The sequence below is a fragment of the Kribbella aluminosa genome, from assembly GCF_017876295.1.
Classification (GTDB): Bacteria; Actinomycetota; Actinomycetes; order Propionibacteriales; family Kribbellaceae; genus Kribbella; species Kribbella aluminosa.
In genome coordinates this window covers 2,327,276-2,338,538 of record NZ_JAGINT010000002.1, presented here as the reverse complement: position 1 = coordinate 2,338,538, position 11,263 = coordinate 2,327,276, and the positions used below count along the sequence as shown (strand labels likewise).

At 68.3% G+C, this 11,263-nt stretch carries 12 protein-coding genes and 1 other RNA gene; 3 read left to right on the top strand and 10 right to left on the bottom strand.

Going from position 1 to position 11,263, the window contains the following annotated elements; genetic code table 11:
* The first annotated feature begins 7 nt into the window (after nucleotides 1-7).
* Nucleotides 8-694 carry a sugar transferase gene (locus JOF29_RS32455; RefSeq protein WP_209698192.1) on the top strand — a complete coding sequence of 229 codons (687 nt, stop codon included), beginning with the start codon at nucleotides 8-10 and terminating at the stop codon, nucleotides 692-694.
* Here JOF29_RS32455 and JOF29_RS32450 read toward each other — a convergent pair.
* A complete protein-coding gene (locus tag JOF29_RS32450; RefSeq protein WP_209698191.1) occupies nucleotides 633-2,219 on the bottom strand; it encodes an MBL fold metallo-hydrolase in 1,587 nt (528 codons plus the stop codon). The genes JOF29_RS32455 and JOF29_RS32450 overlap by 62 nt on opposite strands.
* 58 nt (nucleotides 2,220-2,277) lie before the next feature.
* On the bottom strand, nucleotides 2,278-3,099 hold the full coding sequence (locus JOF29_RS32445) for an alpha/beta fold hydrolase (protein ID WP_209698190.1): 822 nt from the start codon (nucleotides 3,097-3,099) through the stop codon (nucleotides 2,278-2,280).
* Nucleotides 3,100-3,303: 204 nt separating this feature from the next.
* Between JOF29_RS32445 and JOF29_RS32440 the strand changes: the two genes are divergently transcribed.
* A complete protein-coding gene (locus tag JOF29_RS32440; protein WP_209698189.1) occupies nucleotides 3,304-3,441 on the top strand; it encodes a hypothetical protein in 138 nt (45 codons plus the stop codon).
* A gap of 543 nt (nucleotides 3,442-3,984) precedes the next feature.
* The gene (locus JOF29_RS32435) at nucleotides 3,985-4,284 is read left to right on the top strand and encodes a hypothetical protein (RefSeq protein ID WP_209698188.1); all 300 of its coding nucleotides are present in this window, start codon (nucleotides 3,985-3,987) and stop codon (nucleotides 4,282-4,284) included.
* A 271-nt stretch (nucleotides 4,285-4,555) separates the two neighbouring features.
* Here JOF29_RS32435 and ssrA read toward each other — a convergent pair.
* From ssrA to JOF29_RS32395, 8 genes are all read right to left on the bottom strand, one after another.
* Nucleotides 4,556-4,933, bottom strand: a transfer-messenger RNA (tmRNA) gene (gene ssrA / locus JOF29_RS32430).
* 84 nt (nucleotides 4,934-5,017) lie between these two features.
* Entirely contained in the window at nucleotides 5,018-5,686 is a 669-nt protein-coding gene (locus JOF29_RS32425; protein WP_209698187.1) for a YoaK family protein, read from the bottom strand.
* A gap of 16 nt (nucleotides 5,687-5,702) precedes the next feature.
* A complete protein-coding gene (locus JOF29_RS32420) occupies nucleotides 5,703-6,263 on the bottom strand; it encodes a DUF1707 and DUF4870 domain-containing protein (RefSeq protein WP_209698186.1) in 561 nt (186 codons plus the stop codon).
* 162 nt (nucleotides 6,264-6,425) lie between these two features.
* Nucleotides 6,426-6,899 carry an SsrA-binding protein SmpB gene (gene smpB / locus JOF29_RS32415; protein ID WP_209698185.1) on the bottom strand — a complete coding sequence of 158 codons (474 nt, stop codon included), beginning with the start codon at nucleotides 6,897-6,899 and terminating at the stop codon, nucleotides 6,426-6,428.
* Nucleotides 6,900-6,920: 21 nt separating this feature from the next.
* Nucleotides 6,921-8,180: a peptidoglycan DD-metalloendopeptidase family protein gene (locus JOF29_RS32410; protein ID WP_245359671.1), complete on the bottom strand. Its 1,260-nt coding sequence runs from the start codon at nucleotides 8,178-8,180 to the stop codon at nucleotides 6,921-6,923.
* Between the two features lie 207 nt (nucleotides 8,181-8,387).
* Nucleotides 8,388-9,299: a permease-like cell division protein FtsX gene (gene ftsX / locus JOF29_RS32405; protein WP_209698183.1), complete on the bottom strand. Its 912-nt coding sequence runs from the start codon at nucleotides 9,297-9,299 to the stop codon at nucleotides 8,388-8,390.
* A gap of 37 nt (nucleotides 9,300-9,336) precedes the next feature.
* Nucleotides 9,337-10,026 (bottom strand): cell division ATP-binding protein FtsE, encoded by a 690-nt coding sequence (ftsE, locus tag JOF29_RS32400; protein ID WP_077013482.1) that lies wholly within the window; start codon nucleotides 10,024-10,026, stop codon nucleotides 9,337-9,339.
* A 173-nt stretch (nucleotides 10,027-10,199) separates the two neighbouring features.
* On the bottom strand, nucleotides 10,200-11,249 hold the full coding sequence (locus tag JOF29_RS32395) for a carbohydrate kinase family protein (protein WP_307863805.1): 1,050 nt from the start codon (nucleotides 11,247-11,249) through the stop codon (nucleotides 10,200-10,202).
* Nucleotides 11,250-11,263: the final 14 nt, after the last annotated feature.

Below are 11,263 nucleotides of genomic sequence, written 5' to 3'. Positions count from 1 at the left end.
GAGAACCATGTCAGCACGGGTCGGTCCGGGCAGGCGGCTACTGGACGTACTGATGGGCGGGCTGCTGCTGGTGGTGGCGGCTCCGCTCCTGGCGATCGTCGCCGTACTGGTGCTTGTCACCAGCAGCCGGCCGGTGCTGTTCCGCCAGGCGCGGGTGGGTGAGAACGGGCGGACGTTCACCTTGTACAAGTTCCGCACTATGCGGACAGTTGCCTCGGGCCCCCAAGTGACGGCAGCCGCGGATGCCCGGATCACCCGCCTCGGAGGGTTCCTGCGGCGGACCGCGATCGACGAACTGCCGCAGCTGTGGCACGTGGTCCGCGGCCAGATGACGCTGGTCGGTCCGCGTCCGGAGAGCGCGATTCTGGCGGCGCGCTACCCGGACGCGTGCCGGCCGGTGCTGCTCGCGCGGCCCGGGCTGACCGGTCCGGCGCAGTTGCGCTACCGCGAGCGTTCCGCCGTACCGCCCGCTGCCTGGACGGACGTGGAGCGCTGGTACCTCGACGTACTCGTGCCGCTGCGGGTGGCCGCGGACCGGGAGTACCTGGACCGGCCGACGATCCGCCATACGTTGTACTACGTCCTGGTGACGGGGCTGTTCGTCGTCGGGCTGGCGGACCTGCAGCAGCCGGTCAGACTGCCTCTTCCACGTACGGCGCCGGTGTCACCAGAAGCGGGTCACAGCGGGCGTTGAGGCAGGTGCCGTCGGTCAGGTCGAACTCGAAGTTGTGGCCGAGGCACCGCAGTACGCCGTTCACGACCACGCCGGTCTCGGCCAGATCCTCGCCGGCGTGCGGGCAGTACCTGCTCACCTGCAACTGCTTGCCACCGACAACGATCGTGGTGGTCTCCTCCGGATCGCGGGCGGCCTCGAAACGCTCGACGGCCCTGAGCGCGGCCCGGTCCGCGTGCTTGAGCAGGCCGACCAGGTAGTCGTTGTACCGGTCGGGCTGCCGGCGGGCGGTGAAGCGCAGGGAGAGCAGGAGCTCCTCCCAGCGGGTCCGGCCGGAGACCACGCCGTCGAGCCAGCGGCCGTCCATCGTGAGCGTGTAGTCGGCGTGCCCGGTCCCGCCGTCGAGGTCGACGACGACGCGGTCCGGTCCGATGTGCGCGTCCCAGACACCGCCGTACGGACCGGAGACGTCGAAGCGCAGCGTCATGCCGATCCGGGCCAGGAAGTACTCCGAGAGGGTGCCGAGCGACTCCAGGTGCGCCTTGAAGCGATGGGCCAACCCGGGCCGCGACACGGGGTTCGCGGCCCAGGCGGCGTCGATGGCCGGCCGGCGGCGGGCGGCGTACTCCTTCAGGTACTGCCTGCGCTGCTCCGGTCCGGCGTCCAGGGCGAAGCCGTTCCAGTGCGGGTCCCGGACGACCTCGAGGTCGTCGAGCCGGATCCGGTCGCCCGGCAGCAGGCAGACGCCGCGCTGGTCGGGGATCCGGTCCGCGAGCCAGGCCAGCGCCTCGCCCTGGTCCGGGAAGATCCCGCCCGGTTGCAGGCCGCTGTTCAGCTCGAACAGGTCGTCGTCGAGGAAGCACGGCGGACCGGCGTACGGCATCACCAGCCGCGGCTGCACCTGCCGGATCAGCCGGGTGACGGCCTTGAACTTGCCGACCCGCTTGATCGTCGAGATCCGCTCCCGCTCGACCTCGTCGTACTCGTACCGCACCGGGTGCCAGCTCGCCCCGGACATCTGCACGCCCATCACGTCCAGCTGCCCGCCGGCCTCGGTCATCGCCCGCCGCGCCTGGGCGAGCGAGATCCGGGCGTCGTTGGTGTGCAGGACGCTCCGCGCGCCGATCTTCAGCAGTACGGCGGAATCGTGGCTCATCGGGCACTGCTCGGGGATCACGGTCAGCCAGTCGCGGTCGTTCAGCCGGTACCGCTCCCAGGCGTCGAGGACGACGATCCGCGTCCGCCCGATCGCGCGCAACCGGCGCTGCATGATCGTCGACGGATACCGCGGTACGACGACCGGCACCGTCGCGGGCAGGCCCGCGATCAGGTCGAGGTCCAGGTGGTCCAGATGCTCGTGCGACACCACGACCACGTCGACGTCGAGCGTCTCCGCCGTCAGCAGGTGCGAGTTGTCCGGAAACGGGAACCAGGCGCCCAGGAACGCCCCGCCCGGCGACAGCCACGGGTCCGCGAGAACCCGTACCCCGTCCCCGTCGACCCGCAATCCGGCATGCCCCAGCGCAGTGACCGTTCCCTCACCCATACCCTCCAGGCTCCGCGACCCCGGCGTACCGCAACATCCCCCACCTGTATGAGAACGGCTACGCCGTGTGGCTGAGGAGGGCGGGTACGACGATCGGCCAGCTGGCGCGCGGGAGACCTTGGCCGATGCCGGGGAGGGTGAGGAGGGTGGCGTGCGGGATCTCGGCGGCCAGGGCTGCGCCGTTCTGGTGCGGGAAGAAGGGGTCCTCGTCGCCGTGGATCACCAGGGTTTTTGCCGTGATGCCGGGGAGCCGTTCGCGCCAGCGGGGTTGGCAGTTGACGGCTGCGAACGTGGTGCCGAGGTGGCTCGCGCGTTGTGCCGCTGCCGACTTGCGGGATCGGTCGAACACACGGCCCGCCGCCGTCCTTGTGTCCTGCTCGTCGAACCCTTGCGACCCGGCCAGCAACCGTGCGGAGCCTGTCATGTAGTCGACCACGCTGTCCCGATCGGCCCAGTCGGGCTGCGGCCGACCGAACATCTGCTGCATCACCGCCAGTTCGTGGTCCTCGAGGTCGGGGTCGACCGGCCCGGGCGCGACCGATCGGGTCGAGACCAGCGTCAGCGAGGCGACCCGATCGGGGTGGTCGAGGGCGAGCAGTTGCGCGATGAACCCGCCGACGCCCAGGCCGACCACGTGGGCACGCCCGTCGATCAGCTCGGCCGCGTCGCTGACCAGGTCCCGGAGGTCGTACTTCGGCCCATCGGGGTCGGCGTACGTCGAACGGCCGGTGTCGCGCAGGTCGTAGCGCGTCACGTACCGCCCGGCCAGCTGGGTACACAGGTCGTCGGGCCAGCTCAGGCCGATCAGCAGCACCGGCGGATCCGCCGGCTCCCCGAACGTGTCCACCCACAACTCGACACCGTTGACTTCACGCAGCATGTCCAAATCCTTTCGTCTAACCCACCGACGAACGGGTCCGGGCTGAACAGACGTCAACGGAGAAGGTAAGTACCTGCAGGTCCGGCAACCGCCGCCTCCAGCGCCGACGACCCAGGTGTAACGATCAACGTCCCCAACTCCAGATGCCGCCCACCCTTCACCGGCCGGCACACGGAACGCTGGTCGTTGGACGAGGTGGAGACAATGACAGCCATGCCGCTGCCGTCCACCCATCTCCTCACCGTGACCGAGTACGCCGCGCTCGGCGAGGCCGACACCATCCGCTCCGAGCAACTCGTCCTGTCGCCAGGCCCCAGCCCGGACCACAACATCGCCCCCTGAAGCTCGCGCTCCAGCTGATCCCACAACTGCCCCAACATCTCGAGGTCATCACCGCCACCAACCTGTCGCTGACGCCGTCCAGGCTGCGAGGTGTCGCCGCTGAACCAGAGCGGCTCGACTCTCCTCGCGGCGGACGCCGTTTGAGAGGTTCACCCATCACATTGCCCCTTCACCAATGGCATGCGGCGGGTGAACGGGCAACCTGCAAGGTGAACCCCTGAAGTTGCGGTCGGTTCGGCACACCTCGCCTGCCTGTACGGCGAGCCCTCCACCGATCTGAGCTAATTCGGCGGCGTCGCGTTCGCGGCCGACCGCTCGGACTGCGCACCCCATCGACTTCGAGCACCACCCGGTTGCTCGGACTGCGGGACATCACGACGAAGCACGAACTGGAGTACCTACCCCAGCCGTCGCCGTGGTCCATGGCGGCCACCCGGTGCCGACGTACCCTCGCGCTCGGCTTCGTCTGGCTGGCGATGGATACGGACTGCCCCCCGTAACACAGTCCCCCGAACCGCGATTAACCATAAGGGGGAGCGAGAGATGATCACAGACGTGGAGCGTCGGCAGATCCTGCACAACGCGCTGATGCTGGAAGCATCGCAAGGAAACCGCGTCACCTGGGTAGGGGTATATCAGGCGCACGTGTGGCGGATGCCGGCCGCGACCAACCACCTGCTGCACGGGGTGCTGTCGCTGCTGACGTTCGGGCTGCGGCTGCTGGTGTGGGCGCTGGTGGCGTTGACCGAGGCGAAGCCTCAACTGGTCGGGATCGCGGTCAACGAGTACGGGCAAATCTACGTGTTCAACGCCCTGGAGGCGCGCCGTTTGGCGCAGCAGTAGACCGACACGCTCACAATCCCGGCGCCTCGGCTCGCGGGACAGTGTCAAGTCCGGAGGTAGACCGCGTGCACCCGCCGCTTGGTCGGGATGCCAACCGTAGACCTGGCGATCACGCGAAGCCATCGATGCCGATGGACGTCTACCTTGGTCGCGGTGTGGCGTTCGCGGCGGCAGCCACAATCCTCGACCGCGAGACGGCATCAAGCGGTCGCTGTGTGGTCGCAGACAGCAGAACGCGCAGGTCAGCGGGGCTGACCTGCGCGTTCTTCAGGGGTGGAGGTGGCGGGAATCGAACCCGCGTCCTTCGGCGTTGCTTCAAGGCTTCTCCGGGCGCAGTCTGAATGTCGCTTTTCTCAGCCCCAGCGTTTGTACAGACATCTCGCTGACAGGCTCAGTCACTGTAAATGTCCCGTGTTAGCCCCGTGACCGGACTAACAAAGCAAGCTCTCTAGCTGAGGCCAGGAACCGGGGCGAGAGCATCCCCGGGCTGACCGCTTCTTTAAGTGCTCAGGCCGTCAGGCGGCGAGAGCGAAGCTACTGCGCTGAGTTTTGGCAGTTATTGGTTTCCAGAGATCGTTTACGAGATAACCCTGGATCCTCGGCCCGCTTCCCTTGGAACATACGTCCAAAGTCGAAACCGTTCACCCCCTGTTGAGTTGTCAAACTCCCACCCGTACCGCGGTGGAAGCTCCACACTACCAAGTCCAACCAGCCGCCCGCACCTGACATTCCCTCAGTCCGCGGGCGCCAGGAGGAAGATCGCCGCCGCGGTGGCGACCACGGCTCCGGCGAGGGCGATCACCCAGGCGGTGGTGACCTGGAGTAGCAGGGCGCCGGTGGCGGCGCCGGCGAGCATGGCGAGGATCGAGCCGAGGCGGCGGTACGGCGGGGCGGCGCGGCCGTTTCCGAGCACGCTGTCGGCGGCGAGGCCGGTCAGGGTCAGGGTGAGTACGGTCGTCGTCATGTCCTTCGGGGCGACGTGCCGTACGGTCGCGTTCTGCAGCCCGAAGCACCCGGCCAGCGCGAGGATCAGCAGGTACGACGTACCGCCGGAATCCCGCAGTACGCCGACTCCGACGAGCAGCCCGCACAGCAGGAGCGCCGCGGCCTGTGCCCCGAAGGCGATCCCGAGCCAGCGCCGCGGGCGTGCCTCCAGGACCCGCGCCGCCCGGCCGCCGAGCAGTGAGCCGAGTACGAACCCCAGTACGGCGACCACCGGCGGGCCGAGGCGGAACCCCGACCCGGGCGCCACCGCGAACCCGAGGAACACCACGTTTCCGGTCATGTTCGCGACGAAGGTGTGTCCGAGCTTCAGGTAGCTCACCGCGTCGATCAGCCCGGTCGCCGCGGTCAGGCCGAGGAACGCGCCGACCTCCCACCGCACCCCGACCGGAACGCCCATTCCAGCAGGGTAGGGCCTACTTGATCAGGCGCAGCGTGAACGGGTACCGGAACTTACCGCCGGCCGCGGTGGCGAGACCGCCGATGCCGGTCAGCAGGAACCACAGGATCCCGACGATCGGGAACAGGAACCCGAGGAACCCGTGGGTGAACCCGGTCATGATCCCGAGCAGCGCGAACGCCCCGACCGCGGTCAGCTGGAAGTTCAGCGCCTCGACGGCGTGCCGGCGTACGGCGGGGTTCTTCTGGCCGGCCGTCGCGACGACCAGCGCCGGGCCGACGAAGAACGTCGGGTACCCGAGCCAGTGCGCGATCGTGCCCATCCCGCGGCCGTCGCCCTGGTAGGTCTGCGGCGGCGCGGGCCGGGTGAAGGCGGCCGGGGCGAACGTCGGCACCGGCCGGGCGACGAGCCCGTCGAACGTGCTGTTCAGCTCGGCCCGGGTCCGCGCCTTGAGGGCCTTGTCCAGCCGGAGGTCGAACTCCATGTGGTCCAGGCGGCCGTCGGCGTACATCTCTTTCAGGATCTCGACGGCCCGATCCCGCTGCGCCGACGTCACCAGCAACTCTGAAGTGGACATGCTCCCACTGTGCGCGCCCGAGCTCCTCCACCCCATCGGGTTCAGCCCGGAACGACCCCTGACCGAACCCCACCCCGGCTCCGGGCGTCGCCGCCCCGCCCCTGTTCTTCCTGCTTGAGCGTATCCGGATTCGGCGATCAGCCGGTGGACTTTTCCACAGGGTCAGCCGCGGCGGCGGTCGGAGAGGGCTCGTTGGGCTTCGCGGGTGGCTTGGCGTTCGGCGAGGGCGTGGCGTTTGTCGTAGTCCTTCTTGCCGCGGCCGGTGGCCAGCTCGACCTTGGCGTAGCCGTCCTTGAAGTACAGGGACAGCGGGATCAGCGAGACGCCCTGCTGCTCGACGGCCCGGATCAGCTTCTCGACCTCGTCCTTGTGCAGCAGCAACTTCCGCGTACGGCGGGGTTCGTGGTTGGTCCAGGTGCCGTGTTTGTACTCCGGGATGTGCATCCCTTGCAGCCACAGCTCGTTCCCGCGGACGGCGGCGAACGCGTCGACCAGGGAGGCCCGGCCCTGCCGGAGGGACTTGACCTCGGTCCCGGTCAGCACCAGCCCGGCCTCCACCACGTCATCGATGTGGTAGTCGTGTCGCGCCTTGCGATTCTGCGCGATCGGCTTCTCCCGGCCGGACTGTTTCACCATCCGGCCAGTATCCCAGATACCTCAGAGCCACCCCATCGGATTAACCACGGTGCCGTCCTTGTAGACCATGAAGTGCAGGTGGCACCCGGTGGAGTACCCGGTCGTACCGGACCACGCGATGATCTCGCCGCGCTGCACCCGTTCGCCGACCTGCGCCTTGTACTTCGACAGGTGGTTGTAGACCGTCGTGATCGAGTGACCAGCGATCACCCCGTGTGAGATGAACAGCCGGTTCCCGTATCCGCCGTTGAAGTACTTGTCCGTCACCACCCCGTCCGCCGCGGCGCGGACCGGCGTACCGCAGGGAGCGCTGAAGTCGGTGCCGTCGTGCAGCTTCCAGATGTGCAGGATCGGGTGGAACCGCATGCCGTACGGCGACGTGATGTAGCTGCTGACCGGATACGCGAGCCGCCCGCCACCGGTCGGCACCGGATCCGGTATGTTCCGGCGCGCGGCCGCGGCCTTCTCGGCCTTCGCCTGCGCGATCAGCATCTGCTGGACGCGGTTCCGCTCCCGCAGCAGCGAGTTGTACTGCGCGAGCTCGGAGTTCTTCTCCTTCTCCGCAGCCTTGAACGCGGTCAGCTTGACCGCCGCGACCGATGCCGCCTCCGCCCGGTCGGCCGCGACCTGCTTGGTCAGCTCCGTGACCTTCTTGACCGTCGCGGCCGCCTCGGCGCGGGCGGTCTCGGCGTCCTTCTCCGCCGCGGTGAGCTTGACCTGCTTACTGGCCAGCTGCGCCTGCGCCGTGTTCAGGTTCGCGATCGCGTTGCTCTGGATGCCGAACACGTTCCGCTGTACCTGCATCCCGGTCGCGATGTCGGCCGGCGCCGCGCCGCTGAGCGCGATCGACAGCCCGACCAGACCGTTCTGCTGCTGGTACGCCGACCGTACGGCGCGACCCGCCACCGAACGCTTCTCGGCGATCTGCCGCTGGCCGGCCGCCACGTCGGACGTCGCCGTCCTGACCGCCGCCTCGGCCGCGACAAGCTTGCCCGCGGCAACCGCATCGGCGGCCTTCGCGGCGGCGAGCTGCCCCTGCGCGACGGCGTACCGGGCCTGCACGGCCTGGTACTTCGTGACGGCTTGGTTGTACGCGGCAACGGACTTGCCGAGCTGGTCGGACGCGTCGTCGAGATCAGCCTTGGACTGGTTGATCTTCGAGTCGAGTTGCTTCTTCTTGACGGCTGGATCCGGCGGTCTCGCCTCCGCGGACGGAGCGTACGGAACCGCGGCCAGGACGCCGGCGGACAGGGACAGGACAAGGCAGCAAGCGGTAACCAAGGTCTGCCGGCCCGGCGGTCGAGTACGTGATCGCGGGTACGGCGCGGCTGGGGTACCGGTGCTGTCGTCTCGCTTGATGCTCCCCCGCTGACGCGGGTTCGCACCGGGGAAGTGCGGGACCACAGGTCGACCCCTTGCTCTGGATGAAGTTTTGCGGTACAGGAGTTACTCGTGTGACTCCTGATACTGCACGATAGGTCACCCAGGTCAGACTTTGAGGTATTTCCGCGTCGTCAGGAATGTCGGGATGACCGCCAGCACCAGGCCGACCAGCACCATGATCAGCGTGACGCGGAAGGTCTCGGACGCGCCGACCCACTGCCAGACCCGGAACGTCGCCTGGGCCTGGCGCATGACCATGAAGTACACGATCATCCACAGCGTGCCGCAGGCGAACGCGGCGCCGATGATGGCCGCCAGCACCGCCTCCAGCAGGAACGGCAGCTGGATGTAGAAGTTGGACGCACCCACGAGGCGCATGATGCCAATCTCACGCCGGCGCGCGTACGCCGCCAGCCGGATCGTGTTCGCGATCTGCATCAGCGCGGCGACCAGCAGCAGGCCCGCTCCGAAGTAGGAGCCCACCTGCAGCCAGTTCAGCGCCTTGAACAGCGGGTCGAGGTACTGTCTGAGATCCTGGACCGTGTCCACCCCGGGGAGGCCGGCGACAGCGCTGGTCAGGTTCTGGTAGCGCTGCGGGTCCTTCAGCCGGATCCGGAACGACTCCTGCATCTGGTCCTGGGTGACCGTGCTGACGATCGGCGAGTCCTTGTACAGCTTCTTGAACGAGTCGAACGCCTGCGCCTTCGTCTCGGTGAACACGCCGTCCGGCGCGGTGTCCGGATTCGACGCGATGACCTGCTGGATCCGGTTCTTCTGTTCCTGGGTCACCTCGGCGCCGGAGCAGCCGCGGCCGCCGGAGTCCTTGGTGCACAGGAACACCGAGATCTGGATCTTGTCGTACCAGTTCCCCTTCATCAGGTTCACCTGCTCGTGGGCGAGCAACGCGCTGCCGAACAGCGACAGCGAGACCCAGATGGTGACGACGACCGCGATCGTCATCGACATGTTCCGCCGCAGGCCGATACCGAGGTCGGAGAGGATGTAGTTCAGGCGCATTTCGTCAGTCAGTCCCTAGCAGTCACTGTGTCGGCGGTCAGTGCTGGTAGCCGTAGACGCCGCGCGACTCGTCGCGGACGACATGACCGTTCTCCAGCTCGATCACGCGTTTGCGCATCTGGTCGACGATCGACACGTCGTGGGTGGCCATCACGACCGTCGTACCGGTCCGGTTGATCCGGTCCAGCAGCTTCATGATGCCCACCGACGTACCGGGGTCGAGGTTTCCGGTCGGCTCGTCGGCGATCAGGATCATCGGCCGGTTCACGAACGCGCGGGCGATCGCGACGCGCTGCTGCTCACCGCCGGACAGCTCGTCCGGGAGCCGGTCCTCCTTGCCGTCCAGACCGACCAGCTCGAGCACCTCGGGGACCGTCTTGCGGATGTGCGACCGCGGCTTGCCGATCACCTGCAGCGCGAACGCGACGTTCTCCGCGACGGTCTTGTTCGGCAGCAGCCGGAAGTCCTGGAACACGGTTCCGATCTGCCGGCGCATCTGCGGGATCCGCCAGCTCGCCAGCCGGTTCAGGTCCTTGCCGGCCACCATGATGTGGCCCTTGGACGTCCGGTGCTCACGGAGCACAAGGCGCAGGAACGTCGACTTGCCGGACCCGGAGGTACCGACCAGGAAGACGAACTCGCCTTTCTCGATCTCGACGTTGACGTTCAGCAGAGCGGCCTTGGACTGGCCCTCGTACGTCTTGGAAACATTCTCGAAGCGGATCACGGGTTCATCCGGCCGTGGTCGGGAACAGGGAGCGACGTGACGGTAACCACGAAGTGCACCGTACGCCACCGGAGCGGCCGCCGGTCAGTCTAGGCGTTCCACGGCGTGCCGCCGAACAGACCTGCCGCTGCGTACACCCCCGTCCGATACCCGGTGTGTTTGAAACGGACGTTCTAGGCGTCGGACTGCCGGGCGATCGTGGCGGAGGCTCGCCTGACGATCGGGACCGGGCCTGCCGGGAGTACGTCGCCGATGAACGCGTAGTGCCGCAGTACGTCGGGGTCGACGTCGCCCGGGCGGTGCCGGCTGTGGTCGCGGACCCAGTCGATGATGTCGCCCCAGCCCGGCGCGGCGAGCGAGCCGCCGAATTGCTGCACGGACAGCCCGGCGCACAGGTTGCCGAACGCCAGCCGGTGCGCCAGCGGCCAGCCCCGGAGCGTGCCGAGCACGAGCGAGGCGAGGAATACGTCGCCGGCGCCGGTCGGGTCGTACGAGTGCACCGGCAGCGCCGGCACCCGCTCCTCCTCACCGGTGGCCGAGTCGATCGCGAGGACTCCCTCCGAACCGTTCGTCACGACCGCGAGCGGCACCCGCTCGGCGAGCTTGTGCAGCGCGGCCTTCGGGGTGTCGGTCCGGGTGTACGCCATCGCCTCGTCCGCGTTCGGCGTGAACGCGTGGAAACCGTCCAGTACGTCGAGCACGGCCGGTGACCACTCGTCCGTCGGGTCCCAGCCGACGTCCCCGAACAGCAGCGCGCCGGACTCCCGCGCCTCGACGGTCCAGCCGGGCAGTTCCTCGGCGACCGGGACGATCGCGGAGCGGGTCTTCAGCCCCGGCCCGACCAGCTTGCTCGGGTCGCCCGGCGCCTCGTGCGCGTGGGTCACCATCGCGCGGTCGCGGTTGATCGACATCGACACCGTCACCGGCGAGTGCCAGTGCCCGATCCGGCGGGAGTGCGACAGGTCGACACCCTCCTGGTCGGCCAGCGTCCGCCAGCAGAAGTCGGCGTACACGTCGTCACCGAAGACCGCGGCCAGGCCGCTCTTCAGGCCGAGCCGGGCGGCCGCGATCGCGAAGTTCGCGACGCCGCCGGGGCAGGAACCCATCCCCTCGGCGAAGATCTCGGTACCGGTGGTCGGGGCGGACGCCAGGCCGGTCATGACGATGTCGTAGAACACGGTCCCCTGTACGAATACGTCGTACCCGTCCTGCTGGTCCGTCACGGTGACACTACTCC

Coding starts and splice junctions, on each gene's coding strand:
- JOF29_RS32455 (WP_209698192.1), top strand. CDS start 8: ATGTCAGCACGGGTCGGTCCGGGCAGGCGGCTACTGGACGTACTGATG.
- JOF29_RS32450 (WP_209698191.1), bottom strand. CDS start 2,219: ATGGGTGAGGGAACGGTCACTGCGCTGGGGCATGCCGGATTGCGGGTC.
- JOF29_RS32445 (WP_209698190.1), bottom strand. CDS start 3,099: ATGCTGCGTGAAGTCAACGGTGTCGAGTTGTGGGTGGACACGTTCGGG.
- JOF29_RS32440 (WP_209698189.1), top strand. CDS start 3,304: ATGACAGCCATGCCGCTGCCGTCCACCCATCTCCTCACCGTGACCGAG.
- JOF29_RS32435 (WP_209698188.1), top strand. CDS start 3,985: ATGATCACAGACGTGGAGCGTCGGCAGATCCTGCACAACGCGCTGATG.
- JOF29_RS32425 (WP_209698187.1), bottom strand. CDS start 5,686: ATGGGCGTTCCGGTCGGGGTGCGGTGGGAGGTCGGCGCGTTCCTCGGC.
- JOF29_RS32420 (WP_209698186.1), bottom strand. CDS start 6,263: ATGTCCACTTCAGAGTTGCTGGTGACGTCGGCGCAGCGGGATCGGGCC.
- smpB (WP_209698185.1), bottom strand. CDS start 6,899: ATGGTGAAACAGTCCGGCCGGGAGAAGCCGATCGCGCAGAATCGCAAG.
- ftsX (WP_209698183.1), bottom strand. CDS start 9,299: ATGCGCCTGAACTACATCCTCTCCGACCTCGGTATCGGCCTGCGGCGG.